The 16124-nt window shown below is 43.8% G+C and carries 12 protein-coding genes; 3 read left to right on the plus strand and 9 right to left on the minus strand.

The features are described from left to right. Nucleotides 1-58: 58 nt before the first annotated feature. Nucleotides 59-448, minus strand: coding sequence for a hypothetical protein (locus VIM89_RS11495; RefSeq protein ID WP_488156294.1), 390 nt, complete (start codon nucleotides 446-448; stop codon nucleotides 59-61). A gap of 110 nt (nucleotides 449-558) precedes the next feature. Between VIM89_RS11495 and VIM89_RS11500 the strand changes: the two genes are divergently transcribed. Further along, nucleotides 559-1155: a TMEM175 family protein gene (locus tag VIM89_RS11500; protein WP_488156295.1), complete on the plus strand. Its 597-nt coding sequence runs from the start codon at nucleotides 559-561 to the stop codon at nucleotides 1153-1155. A gap of 11 nt (nucleotides 1156-1166) precedes the next feature. Here the strand turns inward: VIM89_RS11500 and VIM89_RS11505 are convergent, their stop codons facing one another. Then, complete coding sequence (locus VIM89_RS11505; protein ID WP_488156296.1) at nucleotides 1167-1820, minus strand: hypothetical protein; 654 nt, start codon at nucleotides 1818-1820, stop codon at nucleotides 1167-1169. Nucleotides 1821-1899: 79 nt separating this feature from the next. Continuing rightward, nucleotides 1900-2937 (minus strand): LacI family DNA-binding transcriptional regulator, encoded by a 1038-nt coding sequence (locus VIM89_RS11510; RefSeq protein ID WP_488156297.1) that lies wholly within the window; start codon nucleotides 2935-2937, stop codon nucleotides 1900-1902. A gap of 340 nt (nucleotides 2938-3277) precedes the next feature. Between VIM89_RS11510 and VIM89_RS11515 the strand changes: the two genes are divergently transcribed. Beyond that, complete coding sequence (locus VIM89_RS11515; protein WP_488156298.1) at nucleotides 3278-4144, plus strand: inositol oxygenase family protein; 867 nt, start codon at nucleotides 3278-3280, stop codon at nucleotides 4142-4144. Between the two features lie 79 nt (nucleotides 4145-4223). On the opposite strand, the gene VIM89_RS11520 is transcribed toward VIM89_RS11515, so the two are convergent. Then, complete coding sequence (locus VIM89_RS11520; RefSeq protein WP_488156299.1) at nucleotides 4224-5591, minus strand: glycoside hydrolase family 27 protein; 1368 nt, start codon at nucleotides 5589-5591, stop codon at nucleotides 4224-4226. A gap of 154 nt (nucleotides 5592-5745) precedes the next feature. On the opposite strand from VIM89_RS11520, the gene VIM89_RS11525 reads away from it, so the two are divergent. Then, the gene (locus tag VIM89_RS11525; RefSeq protein ID WP_488156300.1) at nucleotides 5746-7296 is read left to right on the plus strand and encodes an alpha-N-arabinofuranosidase; all 1551 of its coding nucleotides are present in this window, start codon (nucleotides 5746-5748) and stop codon (nucleotides 7294-7296) included. A gap of 25 nt (nucleotides 7297-7321) precedes the next feature. Here VIM89_RS11525 and VIM89_RS11530 read toward each other — a convergent pair whose 3' ends face one another. The 5 genes from VIM89_RS11530 to VIM89_RS11550 all read right to left on the minus strand — a co-directional run bounded on the left by VIM89_RS11530 (nucleotide 7322) and on the right by VIM89_RS11550 (nucleotide 16117). After that, nucleotides 7322-8482 carry a galactokinase gene (locus tag VIM89_RS11530; protein ID WP_488156301.1) on the minus strand — a complete coding sequence of 387 codons (1161 nt, stop codon included), beginning with the start codon at nucleotides 8480-8482 and terminating at the stop codon, nucleotides 7322-7324. Nucleotides 8483-8500: 18 nt separating this feature from the next. After that, nucleotides 8501-10321 carry a glycoside hydrolase family 35 protein gene (locus VIM89_RS11535; RefSeq protein ID WP_488156302.1) on the minus strand — a complete coding sequence of 607 codons (1821 nt, stop codon included), beginning with the start codon at nucleotides 10319-10321 and terminating at the stop codon, nucleotides 8501-8503. Nucleotides 10322-10348: 27 nt separating this feature from the next. Further along, complete coding sequence (locus tag VIM89_RS11540; RefSeq protein WP_488156303.1) at nucleotides 10349-12781, minus strand: glycoside hydrolase family 2 TIM barrel-domain containing protein; 2433 nt, start codon at nucleotides 12779-12781, stop codon at nucleotides 10349-10351. A gap of 33 nt (nucleotides 12782-12814) precedes the next feature. Further along, the gene (locus VIM89_RS11545; protein ID WP_488156304.1) at nucleotides 12815-14338 is read right to left on the minus strand and encodes an RICIN domain-containing protein; all 1524 of its coding nucleotides are present in this window, start codon (nucleotides 14336-14338) and stop codon (nucleotides 12815-12817) included. A 93-nt stretch (nucleotides 14339-14431) separates the two neighbouring features. Continuing rightward, nucleotides 14432-16117: a RagB/SusD family nutrient uptake outer membrane protein gene (locus VIM89_RS11550; RefSeq protein ID WP_488156305.1), complete on the minus strand. Its 1686-nt coding sequence runs from the start codon at nucleotides 16115-16117 to the stop codon at nucleotides 14432-14434. Nucleotides 16118-16124: the final 7 nt, after the last annotated feature.

Genomic DNA, 16124 nt, shown 5'->3' on the forward strand with positions numbered 1-16124 from the left:
TCTTAAAACAAAAAGCCTCTTCAATCGAGGCCCTTTCTGTTCGTTTAAAAATTGGAATTCAATAAGTAATATCAAATTTTCCCGCTGCATTCTTTGCCTTCAGCGTGAATTGAACCGGGTTGTGATTTGGATTGTCAAAAGTCACAGAGTCACGTATAGAACCAGTTACGTCGCGGATTAAAACCGGTGTGCCATTGCATTTTACCTCCAGCGCCATAGTGCCTGCGGTGATATCGGTTAAATATTTAACTTTCATTTTAGTGCCGGAAAATGACATGGCATTAAAGTCCTGGTGGCCGTTAAAGCCATCAAAAGATGCATAAATGTGCCCCGGATTATCGCTTCCATGCCAGTTTTTGGTATAGTTGCCTCTTAAAACCGAACATGAAGTGATCGCGATAGCAAAAGAAAAAAGTAATAAGGAAAAACGGATTTTAATTTTTTTCATGATGGAAGTCATTAATTAAACGAAAGACGAACTCAAAATAAAAATGGTGTCACAGATTTTAAAATATATTAATAACCGGCTGCATTATTAAAATATCTAACTTAACAGTTATGAAGGAAAATACCCATAAGTCGACGCCCGAACGTGTTATTGCTTTCTCGGATGGCGTATTCGCCATTATCATTACCATCATGATACTGGAATTGAAGCGCCCGGCTGCACCAACATTTGCGGCCTTATTTGCAGAATGGCCCACCTGGGTCAGCTATATCGTTAGTTATGTATTTATTGCAATTGTATGGATACAGCATCATTTTCTGATGCGTCATGCAGCAGTTGCTACACTGCGGTTAATGTGGACAAACTTTGCGCACTTATTTTCGACCTCACTGATACCTTTCCTGACTGATTGGATGGCAGATACACGCCTGGCACCAGTGCCGGTGATGTGTTATGCTTTCGCCTTCCTGATGGTGAATGTAACTTACCTTGCCTTGATCTGGCAAACTATCAGCGCCCATAAAAAAATGGGACTTGCCGATAATGGTCACCGACTATTTCATCTGCGCTCAATAAGCACATTGGTGATTTTCCTATCGGCAATGATCGTTGCTTTTTGGTATCCGTATGTAGGTTTTGGGCTGATCTGCCTTTCTTTATTATTTTATCTGCGGCCTGACACATCGGGAATGCGCATTAATAAGTGAAGCTTTTGGAACTAATTCGTTGCGAGGCCCGCCGGAGTCTTGTCCAAAAATACCGTGGCTTCCACATTTTCTGCAGCTAACGCACTGCCAGTGCCGTCGGTTGGATATAATATACAACTAAAGGATAGCTTAATTTTAAAGCCTGAATCGGCGTTATAAACACTACCGGATACCGGGGTTGCCGATTGGACAGTAAGGCTGCTTCCGTTTTGTAATCCTATGCTCGAGTACGTTTTACCTGTATTGTCAGTGTAAGAAATCACTATTGATTTAGTGTCGGCTGCATAAGTAAGATCGCTTGCATAACTCCATGTGCCGGTAGTAAAGAAGTTATCAAAAGCTGTTGTCCCATCGCTACCAATCGGTAAACTGATCGTTTTAAATTCAATCCCCAATTGCGGTTTAAAGGAGTGACTATTATCTGATACCAGTGCAGTGAAGCCTCCGGTCATCGTACCCTGGTCATTTGACAAAGAGGAACTTGTTCCAACAATAAAGCCATTCCAGTCAGCGGGTACCTGCCAGTTCCATTTCTGCCCATTTAAAGTACCCTGAACATAATATTCGGTGTTGGAAACTGTTGAGTCATTTTTAGAGTCCTTTTTACACATCGAAAAAAGACTTGCTACCAGGAATAGTGCGACGGCGATCTTTGCGGCTCTCATATTATAATAATAAGGTTTGGTCAAATATAAGTTTTTTTTAACTCGTAAGAACGCATCTTAAAATTGGTGAATTTTGAATTTAAACCCAGTTGTCGCTAACCAGCGAAGAGTTTCTTACATCCAGTCTTGACGGGCAGATGATCTTTTCGTTTTTCAGGGACTGGTTATTGGCAATCGCGCTGCAAATTAAGCTTGCCGCCTGCTCTCCGATCTCAAACGCAGGCTGGGTAATGGTAGTCAATGGCGGTGATAAAAGCGATGCATACCGGAGATTGGAAAAGCATATCACTTTTAAATCTTCGGGGATACTGATATTGAGCTTTTTGCAGATTATATAAATCGGGATGGTTAGCAACTCAACCGAAATCACTACACCATCCGGACGCAAATCAGGATCGGATAGCAGTGAGGTAATGGTTTCCAGGCATTTATTCTCATCGGTTGATATCTGGTATACATTATTGCCGGCCTCAATAATATCATTTTCAAACAATGCCCGCTTAAAACCCTCCACCCGCTTTTGCAGGATCGAGAGATTTTCTGAAATAGAGAAAAAATAAACCCTTTTGCATCCCTGCTCAATCAGATGCTGGGCGGCATTATAACCACTTTTAAAATCATCGGTTACCACTTTGCCTGTTTCGATATCTTCCACGGCCCTGTCGAAGAAAACCAGCGGCATACCAATGTCCATCAGTTCCTTTATGTGGTCGCTGCATGTAGCATCGCGGCAAATGGAAATCAAAACGCCATCAACCCTTCCGTCCGACAAAAGCTTAAATATCTCTTTTTCCTTACTGATCAGATCGTTGGTGATATAAATGTTGATATGATACCCTTTTTTTTGCGTTACCGTTTCGATACCCTTGATCGCTAAAGAAAAAAAGCTGTCGACAATTTCAGGAACAATAACAGCAATGGCTTTACTTTTTCTGCTTTTTAACCCGCTTGCAAAGTGATTGGGCTTATAATGCAATTCATTTGCGGCCTCCAATACTTTATTCTTAGTCGCGATGCTGATCTCGTGGCTATCCTGCAGCGCTTTTGAAACGGTACCCTTTGAGATGCCGAGTTTTGCTGCTATGGTTTTAATCGTAGTATGGTTTTGACTGATCATTAAGATCGTATATGGTATCAAGAACACTACAAGATATCAAAATTCTACTGAAAATAGATTAAGCTTTTAATGATTTTTTAAGAGATGCCGGCATTTTTAGACTTGGTGTTATTATAACACGCAACCGGTTTCGTAAATAAATCGCAATGTAAATCCATTTTTCAGGGCTTTAAAAATTAGATTGGATATAAGTTTAAGGCTTCCATTATTATGCTGAATCCGAACTATTAATATGAGGTTATATTTTTTATTTGAGATCAGTTGTTAATGGGCGAACCGTTGTCTGGCGGTTCCCCATTATTTCTTAAACCATTTAAATTGACAACAAACAGAAATAGCTATGGGAAATAAAGATGAAAGATCGCCTTTGTCCTCACTGGAGGATTGGGACGATGACGTGCTGAAAAGATACCCTGAGCCTGGTCAGCCAGCCAAAACAAAAGAAGAATTCAGGAATTATGATAGCCCTGAGATAGATGGCGTACGCGAGTTTTACAGGCTCAATCACAAATATCAAACCTATGATAATGTCCTGGCTAAAAAGGCCAACTTCCTGAAGTTTGATAAGAAGGAAATGCCCTGGTGGGCCGCAATGGAGTACCTGAATACGTTGATCGATGATTCAGATCCCGATCTGCAGCTCGACCAATTGCAGCATTTACTACAAACTGCCGAAGCCATCCGTGCCGATGGCCATCCCGACTGGTTCGTATTAACCGGCTTTATACATGACCTGGGAAAAGTGCTTTGTTTATTCGGTGAACCGCAATGGAATGTAGTAGGAGATACCTTCCCGGTAGGCTGTAAGTTTTCGGACAAGATCGTTTACCCGGAATTCTTTTCTGATAACCCGGATACTTATGATGAACGCTTTAATACCAAATATGGCGTTTATTCACAGAATTGTGGATTGGATAATGTAAACATGTCATGGGGGCACGATGAGTATTTGTATCAGATTACTAAAGATTACTTGCCCGAGCCTGCGTTATATATGATCCGTTATCACTCGTTCTATTCACAACACCGCGAGCATGAGTACGATCATATACTCAGTGACCATGACCAGGAAATGTTTAAATGGGTCGACAAATTCAATCCGTACGACCTGTATTCAAAGAACCCTAAGCCACCGGTTGTATCCGAGTTGAAGCCATATTATGAAGATCTGATCGCTAAATATTTGCCCCTGACAGTTAAACTCTAATTACAATCTTCGCACGCTGCTATGCAGCCCCTTACGGGTGTTACCAATTTGGTGGCACCCGGATAAGGGTTAAAGAAATTTACATACCCGATACCAGGAACAATCCTGCTCCATGTTTATTAATAGTCTTTGCAAAAGAACCCTGATGAGCTCCAAGATTTTGGTGTTTCCAGAGATCCCTGATCTGGGCTTTTCCTTTGAAGCCTAAGTCTGATAGGTCAACTGAGACGTCCTGCGTATTGTCGCTGATATTGAAAAGAGCTACATAAATCCCTTTATGATTTGGTGCAATGGAATACCACACCATGCTCTTATCATCCTTATATAATTGCTTTGGCGATTGCCCGGTTTGATTGACAGCAATTACCTCATCGTTGGTTAGCAGCTTACGTTCAATTTCCCTGTTTTCGGGCAAGTTACAGCCGATCATTAACGGCGATCTGTAAATGCTCCAGAAGGTGATGTGTGTATAAAGCTCATCTTCTGTAAACCTGCTGTAGCGCTCTTCTCCCACTGGTCCGCGTTTAGATAGTTTGCCGATTTGCAGCATGTCGCAATCCGGCCAGTGACCGGGACCGCCTTGCCCTTCCCAGGTTTTGGCGTAGCTGAACATATGCAGTACCTCCTTCCAGTTATCCCAAAAGTCGTCGGCCATGCGCCACATATTGGCATTTTGCTTCACATGCTCTGCCTCATTGATGGGTGTTTCACCCGGCGAGATGCTTAAAACGATCGGTCTTTTACAATGCGCGATAGCTTTGCGGTAACCTTCGATTTCTTCTTTGTGGTATGGCCTCGAGATATCGTCTACCTTAATAAAATCAACACCCCATGATGCATACAGATCGAGCAATGAATTAAGATAAGTCTGCGCACCAGGCTTACTCATATCCAATCCATACATGTGGTTCATCCATTCACATTTGGAATTGGTATCGGCAATCATATCAGCAGTAATACCCTTTGCACCCAATACCGGCGATTTTGCCCAAACGGCTTGTCGCGGGATGCCGCGCATTACATGTATCCCGAATTTCAATCCTAATTGATGAACATAAGCTGCCAGCGGTTTAAATCCTTTCCCTCCAAAAGCAGACGGGAATTTGGTAGGCTGAGGGAGCAAACGCCCCCATTTATCCATCGTAAGCCATGGAATATAAGAACCATCCTGCAGCCGTTTTTGATAAGGATTGCCTATATGGCTGGCTGGAGGATTATCGTATGACCAAAGAAAATCCACCACCACATATTGCCAGCCGTGTTGTTTCAGGTTTTTTGCCATATAATCGGCATTGGCCTTAACCTCATCTTCATGTACTGCGGAGCCGAAGCAGTTGTAGCTATTCCATCCCATCGGTGGGGTAGTTGCAACTTTTGCTGTTTGGGCATGTGTATTCAGATACATAATAAAAATCAAAATGATAACCGCAAGAACTTTTTTGCTCATGAAGGATGCTATTTATGGTTTATAATTAGTGTAAAAATAACAATTATTATCGAGCACGAGAGCTTCTTTTTTTGCTTAAAATAATTTACTTTTATTTTTAAGTGTTAATTTGACAATAATTATTTATCTTGGCTCATCAATTATATTAAACCTGATGAAGCACAAAGCATTAATCGCTGCCTGCATTTTTTTTATTGCAGTCACAAACGCCGGAAAGGCACAAACAAGCATCAACCTTGATGTTAACCCGGGCCCGTCAAACCCGGTGATCAGTAAATACATTTATAGTCATTTTGCCGAACATCTGGGTCATGGCATTTACGGCGGATTTTTTGTTGGCGATACCTCCAAAATCGCAAATACCAATGGTGTGCGTAATGATGTGATCGCCGCACTTAAAAAAATGAAAATCCCCGCTCTTCGCTGGCCGGGAGGCTGTTTTGCGGATACCTACCATTGGAAAGACGGCATCGGTCCGAAGGATAAAAGACCTTCTATCGTCAACAGGTGGTGGGGCGACGTTACGGAAGACAACAGCTTCGGCACCCACGATTTTTTAAATATGTGCGAATTGCTGGGCGCTGATCCTTATGTGTCAGGTAATGTTGGCAGCGGAACCGTTCAGGAACTGGCTGATTGGGTGCAGTATACTAATTCGGACAATAAAAACCCGATGTCGGATCTTCGTAAAGCAAACGGTCGTGAAAAACCATGGGATGTAAAGTTTTGGGGTGTAGGTAACGAAGCCTGGGGATGCGGAGGAAATATGACCGCCGAATATTATGCCAACGAGTTCAGGAAATACTCAACATTTATGGCTAATTCATGGGGTAAGTCAGGACTGTTTCGTGTTGCTTCTGGCGCCAACTCGGCAGACTATAACTGGACTGAAGTGCTGATGAAAAACATCCCGAAAGATTTGATCGAAGGATTGGCCCTGCATCATTATGCGGTGATTGACTGGGGGCACAAAAGCTCAGCAACTGCTTTCACAAAAGACGAATACTTTGAAACAATGCAGCGTGCACTATTGATGGATACGTTAGTGACCAAGCACTCTGCCATTATGGATAAGTACGATCCTAAAAAGAAGATCGCCCTGGTGGTTGACGAATGGGGTGGCTGGTACGATGTTGAGCCGGGAACAAATCCGGGATTTTTATACCAGCAAAACACTTTGCGCGACGCTATGATTGCAGGTGCGACGCTCAATATCTTTAATAATCACAGCGACCGTGTGAGGATGGCGAACCTGGCACAATGCATCAATGTTTTGCAGGCTGTTATATTAACCAATGGTCCGCAATTGATATTAACGCCAACTTACCACGTAATGGAAATGTACAATGTTCACCAGGATGCTACCTTGTTGCCATTATCAATTAATAGCGAATGGTATGAACATAAAGGCCAAAAACTGCCGGCTATTTCGGCATCGGCATCCAAAGCTAAGGACGGCGTAGTACATGTTTCATTGGTGAATATTGACCCCGATCATCAGCATACCGTGTCTGTAAATATGCACGGCGCCAAATTCAAAGAAATTAGCGGAAGAATATTATCGTCAGCAAAAATTAATGATTATAACTCAGCTGCCAATCCGGATAAAATACAGCCAAAAGCATTTAAAGGTGCGACTATGAAAGGTGAAAACCTGAGCGTGGTATTGCCGCCTGGTTCGGTTGTGGTATTGTCGCTTAATTAAAAAGATGAATCAGAATAATCAGCTGTTAGCATGGCAGCCAGCTAACGCCATCGCTAACAGCTGATTGATAGATGGATGGTTTATAACCGATACGGTCCTCGTAAAAATCAACCAAAGCATTGGAGTAAGCCGGGAACGCATCTTTCTCTACGAGTGCAATCGCACAACCACCAAAGCCTGCGCCTGTCATTCGCGCGCCGATCACGCCTTCCCAGCCTTCGCTAAACTCCACAATGGTATCCAATTCTATCCCGCTTACCTCGTACAATTCTTTTAACGAATAATGCGATTGGTACATCAGTTCTCCAAATGCGCAAATATTGTTTGCCTCCAGAAATGCTGCAGCCTTGATCACCCGTTCATTTTCCTCAACTACATGTAGAGCGCGTTTATAGATAGTAATATCCGAAATGAGATATTGATGCCCATGAAGCTCATAGGGAGTAACCTGGCAAAGATTCTCTACCGGCAAAAGCTGGTTCAGCAAAGCCAGGGCGACACCACATTCCCTTACCCGCTCATTATATTTTGATTCGGCCAGGTTGTGCGGCTTGTGAGTATTGATAATAGCCAGGATATGATCCTTTAGTTGAAAGCCCACTGGTTTATAGGTCAGGCTTTGACAATTGAGTATCATCGCGGTATCCTTAGCACCGAATACGACAGCAAAGGGGTCCATCACGCCGCTGTTGACACCGATAAAATGATTCTCGGCTTCCTTGGCGAGTCTCACCAATCCGAGACGGTCGTAACCTAGTTCAAAGTGATCGTTCAAGGCAAATGCTGTTAGTATCTCTATGGATGCTGACGAGGAAAGCCCTGAACCTATAGGAAGGTTACCAAAGTACAACAGATCTAACCCACCAAAGCGATGCCCGGCAAATGCCAGGCGATCAATTACACCAAGAGGATAGTTATACCAAAAACCGCCTGTTTTATTGTACCTATCAGTTACCGGAATTTCAAGATGATCTTCAAAATTGAGGCTACGAATACGGATTTTGCTTGATTCATTCGGCGCCATCACCAGGTAAGTTCCCATATTGATGGCGCAGGGCATTACCAGTCCGCCGTTGTAATCGATATGCTCGCCGATCAGGTTCACACGTCCAGGACAGAAATAAATCCCTGCCGGTTTTCGGTTATAAAATCGTTCAAATTCGTGCTTTAGTAATTCCGGGAACATAACAAATTAAGTCTGATCTCACTGAAGCTTATCCAATATTGGTCTCGAAATGGCTGATATGGTTTTATGGGGATTCAATAACTCTAATATGACTATTTCATTGTCCTTTTTCTTCAGCCATTCTACTGGTACATACAGCGTTTGCTGCGGGCCTACTTTCCAGTAACGGCCAAGATTATGTCCGTTTACCCAAACCACACCTTTACCCCAGTTTTGCATATCCAAATAGGTATCGCCAACCGTTTTCAGGTCGAATTTTCCTTTTAAGATGACCGGTTGATTTGCAGATGCATTAGCGGTATATTTTATAGTATTAACATTATCTAAAGGCAGCCCATACATGCTCCAATGCTGTACTTTTTTGCCGGCAAATGAAACTTCGCCTGTTAGTCCCTTTTTGTTTTGCAACAGATATTTCCCAAAGTTGATACGCCCCAGATTTTCGACGAGGATATCAAGGGTGATTGGCCCCTTTGGTAAAGTCAGATTTAAACTATCCTGGTTTAAGCGACGGTCTAACGTACCAACACGTTTGCCGTTTATCATTACAACAGCATAATCTCTTAACCCTGACAAACGAAGCGTGCCTGTTTTGCCACCCTGAATTCTGGTTCGGTATAAAACAAAACCATAAGGCTGGTGTAGGTCCTCAAAAGTAAGCGGCTCCAAACTGTTTTTCGGCACGGGTAGATTGCTTAACAGTGCTGATGAGCTTGTTAGCTTAATATCCGGAATATTGATAGCCGGCTTTTTTGCAGATACTTCAGGCAAAGTTTGTCCTGCAGGTAAATGCTTTTTGATGACATCGCGGAAAGCAAAATATTTGGCGGTTGGATTACCGGCCTCGTCAAGCGGAGCATCGTAATCATAGCTGCTGATCTGGGGCTCATAAGGTGTGTTATCTTTAAAATTCGCACCATTCATAAAACCCCGCGTAGTGCCGCCGTGAAACATGTACATATTGATGGAAATCCCTGCCCCAAGCACAGAATCCAGGCGACCGGTATACTGTGCTGCTGGAATGGTATGATGCGCTGTTCCCCACCAGTCAAACCAGGCCGGGTACCATTCGGCTATAAAAAACGGACCTTTTCCATCTTGATTTTCGCGGATAATCTGTTTTACTTTAGCCGGGTTGTCCAAACTATTAACGGCAGGCAGTAACCCCGGCAAATGCCCTTTTACCAGGTCGGCTGGCGGATCGCAGGTATACAGCAAACCATCAAAACCGGCTTCTTTAAATAGCTTTTGATTAATGGCCAGGTATTCCTTATCGCTGCCATATGAGCCATATTCATTCTCGATTTGCACCATCAGAATATTACCGCCATGATTTACCTGTAGAGGTGCTAATCTTTTGCCGATTTCCTTAATATAAGTGGCATATTCCTGCAAATAACGGGCTTCTTTGCTGCGCACGATCAGTCCTTTTTCGTTCTGCAGCCAGTACGGATAGCCGCCAAACTCCCATTCGGCACAGATGTAGGGGCTTGGACGCAATATCACCCAAAGACCTTCTTCCTTCGCTATCTTCACAAACTCTGCAACATCATTATTGCCAGAAAAATCAAATTTTCCTTTTTGCGGTTCATGTACGTTCCAAAAAACATAGGTGCCGATGGTATTCAGCCCCATAGCCTTAGCCATTTTCATTCTCGCCCGCCATGCTTCGCGCGGTATGCGCGGATAGTGCATTTCTCCGCTGATCATTTGCAAAGGCTTGCCGTCGAGCATAAAAACTGAATCAGCCAGTTCAAATGAATGTTTGCTTCCCTGCGCCTTAACCACAATTACTGACAGTATCAACAGGAAGGCGATGAAATATTTTAATTTTTGCATATAAAGTTTGAAGGATTTTCTCTGTGATTATTTTACTGATAAGGTGATGGACGCCGCTTTAAGATCCTTTGAATTAAAAGATATATTGACATTACCAGGGTTGTCGTTGGTTTGAATATAGGCGATCAACCTGCCGTGCAATGCCTGGCGGTGGTCAGCCTTGTAGCTTTCGTGACTGGTAGTGCTGCCGCTTTCAAGTCCCAACAGTTTTGCGTCGCCGGACACATTTACACTGATCTCATTGTCGGCAGTATAAACCGGGTTGCCATTTTCATCGGCAATTTGCAGTTCGACCTGGCATAATCCTTTTTTTGATTTGGTGAAGATCGTCTGATCAGGGGTTGCCTTGATTTGAGCCGCATTTCCAAAAGTTTTTATGGCGTAGGTTGCTACCAGCTTTCCGTCGTTATATCCTTTTACCGATAATTCGCCGGATTGATAATCGACGCTCCATGCCGGAACTTGTCCTTTGCTGGTGTCTCTAAACACTTTTCCTAAAGATTTACCATTCAGAAAAAGCTCTGCTTCCTTGCAATTGGTAAAACATTCCACCCTGAGTTTACTGCCTTCCGGCCAGTTCCAGATCGATTGTACATTCCGATGGCTCCAGATACCGTTATCCTCGCGTTTGGTAATTTCCTTTACACCGAGATAAACCATCGGTTTGGCAGCCCATAGGCTTTGACGATAATAGTATTCCGGTTTTTTAAACCCTGCAAGATCCATGATGCCCGCACCGTTGCTTCTTTGCGGCCATCTGCCAGCCTCCCCCAGGTAATCGATCCCCGTCCATAAAAACTGACCAGAGATATATTGATTGGTATCCACAGCATCCCAAGCCTGACGAGCCATACCATTCTCGCTTCCGTAAATTATCCGGTTAGGATATTTTTTGTGATCCTCCGCATAACGGTATTCCTGGTAATTATATCCTACAATATCAAGCACTTCGGGATAACCAACCTTGTTTGACATCACTACACCCGCCAAAGCAGCAGTAACCGACCTGGTAGTGTCTATTGCCTTTACTGTTTTAACCAAATCAGTGGCAATAATTGTCATCTCACTTGCCGGAGGATTTTTTGCAGAGTAACCCCTGCCATATATTTGCGGATTTCTGCCGCTGTCCAACACCGGATCAGAATAAGGATCATTGGGGTAATCAATTTCATTGCCGATGCTCCAAAGAATGATTGAGGGATGATTGCGGTCCCTTTTGATCATCGATTCGATATCGCGATGCGCCCATTCTTTGAAATATTCATGATAGCCATCTTTTGAAGGTGTACCCACGTTCCAGCCTTTTACCCATTTATTTTTACCGAGTTCCCACTCATCAGAAAACTCATCCATCACCAGTAAACCCATTCTATCGCACAGATCATATAAATAAGAAGCATGCGGGTTATGGCTCAATCGCAGGGAATTCACGCCTGCCTCTTTCAGGGCTTTTAATCGTCTTACCCATACCTCTTCAGGCACAGCCACGCCAAGCGCTCCGGCATCGTCATGAATGCAAACACCCTTTAGTTTGAGGTTTTTATCATTCAGGAAAAATCCCTTATTTGCATCAAAATGGATACTTCTGATACCCACTGCCTGTGTTACTTCATCAGTTAATTTTCCCTCGCGGATAACAGATAATTTCAGTTGATACAGATTAGGTGCATCAACGCTCCACAACGAAGGATTTGAAAGCGACTGTTTGAAATGAACAGAATTTGCACCAGTCTTTGCTAAAAGTTTTTGTTCCTCCTGTGCTGCAACTCTTCCTTTAGGATCAACCAAAACCATTTTTAATGTGATGATTGAAGCTTTTGCAGTGCTATTGCTGATATCAGCATTGACTTGTACGTTAGCTGATTGTGCCGAAACCTCAGATGTAGAAAATGCGACGTTTTCAGGCCGCAAATAAACCGGATCTTTAACAATCAGGTGAACATCCCGGTAAATACCAGAGCCCGTATACCAGCGCGAATCAGCAAACTCTGAATGATCTGCTTTTACAGCGATAAGGTTTTTCTCGCCGAATTTGAGATAGGATGAAAGATCATACTCAAAAGCAACAAAGCCGTTTGGCCTTTTACCCAGGTAATGTCCGTTGATCCAAACTTCACTATTCTTATAAACGCCATCAAAATTGATGAACACTTTTTTGCCTTTCCAACTAGCCGGTGCTGTAAACGATTTTTTATACCAGCCTATGCCGCCCGGCAGATAGGCTGTAGCGCTTGCCCAGTCATCACTGAATGGTCCTTCTATGCTCCAGTCATGTGGTATTTGTACATTTCGCCATTTTGTGCCCGGCGCACCGCCTTTTTCACCATTGGAGATTTCTCCCTTGTGAAAAAGCCATCCGTCATCAAATAATAAAGATCCCTTATTTTGCTGCGCATACAAGCCGTCAGTAAATGCCAGCGAAGACATCAAACAAAGCAAGGGCAGTAGTTTAGTTCTCATATAAATATATTAGTAATATTCATTGGCATAACGTCATTCCTGGATGATCTGCCATTGTTGATTTGACCCACCATTCCATGTCCACTGTATAACCGAAGCGCCGTTTGTTTTAGATGCACTGCTCACATCCACCACATCGCCGCTGTTTCGGTTGATCACTTTATAAATCCCGGTGCCTGTTGATGTCAGCTGCCATTGCTGGTTATTACCGCCATTCCACGGCCATTGGATAATAGTTGCTCCTGCTGTTGTAGAAGCGCCATTAACATCAAGCGCCTGGCCGCTGTTGCGGTTAGTTATTTTGTAGTAGCCATTTCCATTATCGGTGATGACCCATTGTTGATTGTTGCCACCATTCTGCGGCCACTGGATAATGCTTGCACCGTTTGTAGTAGAGGCGCCGTTTACATCCATCGCCTGTCCGCTGTTCATGTTGAGGAAGCGGTAGTAAGCTCCTGAATAGAAAACATCGGTTCCGCCTGTTCCAACGCCCCAGCCGTATTTTAACCGGTTTAGCCCCGAAGTATTATTGTTTGATAATGTCAGGCTAGTTCCCGAGCCCTGTATAGTTTCCATCGCGTAGCTGTCACCTGTGCGGATACCAGGCCAATAAACGCTACCCATACCTGAAGAACGAACCTGGTTAGTAAATCCTTGTATATAGGCTACATCTTCATTCCCGCCAATTGCTCCTGTAAAGTTTTCACCGCTATTCATCGTCACACCGAACTCTGTCAATACAGTTCTGCTTGCATAGCTGCCAACATTAGTCGCCAGTCGGGTCTCCCATGAGTAGGCAGTGGTAAGCGATGAACTGGTAAAAAAAGTATAATCGTGGATAGATAACAAGCAATTGGTAAAACGGCTATCAGCACCTACACCGGTAACATCCTGGGCATAACTGGTACCATCAATCAAAATACGGCCTTGCGGGACACTCGGATAATTGCTAAGCCATTGTGCGCAAATGTTTGTCCAGTCAGTAAGCGAATAACCGTGTGGTTCATTAAATATCTCGAAATAAACCTTAGAGTTATTAGCATATTTATTGACCACTGTTTGCCACATTGCCCAAAACTGCGTCGTATTGTCAATTTTACCATCTTCCGATGATTTGCCTTCCCAGCAACCGATGATCACATTCAACCCTTTGGTTGTTGCTGCATCGATAACCGCTGTATAGGAATTCCACCATGATTGTGAAGTGGTAGCATAATTAACCGGGATTCGGATAGTATTTGCGCCCGTGTTGCTTTGTAATGATGTAAGTATTGAATTGGTTTTTGCAGTAACTGTAGCATAACTATCAGCCGAAGTCAGCCCGCTTAGCACCAAAATAGTATCCGCAAAATTATCGCCCTGGCAGGCCCAGTTTACGCCTTGCAATGCATTGGCAGGCGTTGAAGCAAGTGCTTTGATAGCACCTGCAGAGGCGGAGCCGCTTGTGTTATCATTGCTTGTAGTAGTAGTGGTCGTCGTTGTTTGTTTAACTGCAACTTCCTTTTTACAGCCGTATATCACAAATACGGCAGCAAAAATTAGTATCAATTTCTTCATAGCAATACCTTGTTTTATCTGTGATCGGCTTAAAACGAATGGGATAATTACGAAGTGGGAAGGTTTTTTTTCCCACTTCGTAAAGCTTATAAATTAATAACCGGGGTTCTGAGTAAGTTGCCCGTTAGATGCCTGGATTTCAGTCAATGGAATTGGCAGCCAGTAATGTTTTGCCTGGAATGAACGACCGGTAAGCGCCACTTTCTGTGTATAAGTATAGCCCGATGGAGCAGATGCGTTGACCGTAACAGACATACCATAAGCAGGTACGTTTTCGGTTTGTTCAGCTATTTTCCAACGGCGCACATCATAAAAACGGTGTTCCTCGAAAGCTAATTCAATCTGGCGTTCGTTTTGAATAGCGGTACGCATTTGTGCTTGTGTCAATCCTGCCGGAAGTGCAGGCATATTCACAGATGCTCTTGCACGGATACTGTTGATAGCAGCGTAAACCGTTGCATCCGGGCCTGAAGCCTCGTTTTGTGCTTCGGCGTAGTTCAACAAAATCTCAGCATATCGGAAATAGATCCATGGCTGTGCACCGGCAACGCTCCATGGGTTGTCTATCGGGTAAGCATCGTTCATGAATTTGCGCAGGTAATAGCCGGTTAAACTGGTGTTCCAGTTTGACGGGCCCTGGTTACTATCCTTACCACCCGGTAAAAACACATCTACAGTGCTTCCGCGGTAAGGGGCTTTATTATAAAGAATAGACGCATAAAACCTCGGATCGCGGTTAACATATGGATTTTGAGGATCATAACCAGATGTTGGATCGGTGATCGCCTTACCGTTGTTCATTTCATAAGCATCCACCAGGTTTTGCAGCGGTGTATTACCACCCCAACCGTCATAACCGTTTGGCCCGTTAGCCAGTTCGAGACGGGTGTGAGGCGCAGTATTTGGATAATAAAGGCGCTCGAAAATGATTTCGTCACTTGATGGGGTTAAAAACAACTGCGAGTAGCCGTTTTGATCAAGCTGGTATTTGTTCAGATCCATTACAGCTTTTGCAGCCGCTGCTGCATCGGCCCAGGTACCTGCATTATAAAGCGGGCTTGCAGCGTATAATAACAATCTTGATTTTAACGCAAGGGCAGCGCCTTTTGTAGCGCGGCCAAGCGCCCAGGTACCGTCATTGTTTAATGGCAGTTTTGAAGCTGCATCATCCAATTGGGCGGTAACATATGCAAAGCACTCGGTAAGTGATGCACGTTTAAACAGGCTTGGATCCTGTAAATTGCTGTTCAGATCGGTCACTTTATCGCCCATCAATACAACACCGCCATAGTTGCGGATCAAATCCTGGTAGCGGAAAGCACGGATGAACTCCAACTCACCGATCAGCCTGGTTTTATGTGTAGCGCTAAGATTCAAACCATTGATCAGGCTTAAAGCATAGTTACATTCGCGGATGCTGCGGTAGCTTCTTCCCCATAATGTACCGGCTATACCCAGGTTATCCGGTGCTAATTGTCCTTGCTGTAATACCCAGCTGCCATCGTTATTGGTATAAAGTGATTCATCAGTAACCGAGCTCCACAAAGCGTATTCAAAACCACGGCCAAATCCCGGAGGCGAGCTGTCGCCCTCTTTGGACTGCAGTGTAACGCCCAGGTAGCGGTTAAGTACATAAGATTCAAAAAGCGAGGTGTCTGTTGTTATCGACGACGCTGAAAGCCTGTCGGTAGGCGTGGTTTGCAGGAAATCTTTCTTACATGCGGTCAGGGCCATCCCTAAAAGCGCCGCAAAGCAGATTCTATATTTTAATGTTTTCATGATATTT

The organism is Mucilaginibacter sp. (assembly GCF_036568825.1).
GTDB lineage: Bacteria > Bacteroidota > Bacteroidia > Sphingobacteriales > Sphingobacteriaceae > Mucilaginibacter.

Excerpts from the sequence above, each read along its gene's own strand:
- VIM89_RS11495 (WP_488156294.1), bottom strand. The coding sequence starts at position 448 with ATGAAAAAAATTAAAATCCGTTTTTCCTTATTACTTTTTTCTTTTGCT.
- VIM89_RS11500 (WP_488156295.1), top strand. The coding sequence starts at position 559 with ATGAAGGAAAATACCCATAAGTCGACGCCCGAACGTGTTATTGCTTTC.
- VIM89_RS11505 (WP_488156296.1), bottom strand. The coding sequence starts at position 1,820 with ATGAGAGCCGCAAAGATCGCCGTCGCACTATTCCTGGTAGCAAGTCTT.
- VIM89_RS11510 (WP_488156297.1), bottom strand. The coding sequence starts at position 2,937 with ATGATCAGTCAAAACCATACTACGATTAAAACCATAGCAGCAAAACTC.
- VIM89_RS11515 (WP_488156298.1), top strand. The coding sequence starts at position 3,278 with ATGGGAAATAAAGATGAAAGATCGCCTTTGTCCTCACTGGAGGATTGG.
- VIM89_RS11520 (WP_488156299.1), bottom strand. The coding sequence starts at position 5,591 with ATGAGCAAAAAAGTTCTTGCGGTTATCATTTTGATTTTTATTATGTAT.
- VIM89_RS11525 (WP_488156300.1), top strand. The coding sequence starts at position 5,746 with ATGAAGCACAAAGCATTAATCGCTGCCTGCATTTTTTTTATTGCAGTC.
- VIM89_RS11530 (WP_488156301.1), bottom strand. The coding sequence starts at position 8,482 with ATGTTCCCGGAATTACTAAAGCACGAATTTGAACGATTTTATAACCGA.
- VIM89_RS11535 (WP_488156302.1), bottom strand. The coding sequence starts at position 10,321 with ATGCAAAAATTAAAATATTTCATCGCCTTCCTGTTGATACTGTCAGTA.
- VIM89_RS11540 (WP_488156303.1), bottom strand. The coding sequence starts at position 12,781 with ATGAGAACTAAACTACTGCCCTTGCTTTGTTTGATGTCTTCGCTGGCA.
- VIM89_RS11545 (WP_488156304.1), bottom strand. The coding sequence starts at position 14,338 with ATGAAGAAATTGATACTAATTTTTGCTGCCGTATTTGTGATATACGGC.
- VIM89_RS11550 (WP_488156305.1), bottom strand. The coding sequence starts at position 16,117 with ATGAAAACATTAAAATATAGAATCTGCTTTGCGGCGCTTTTAGGGATG.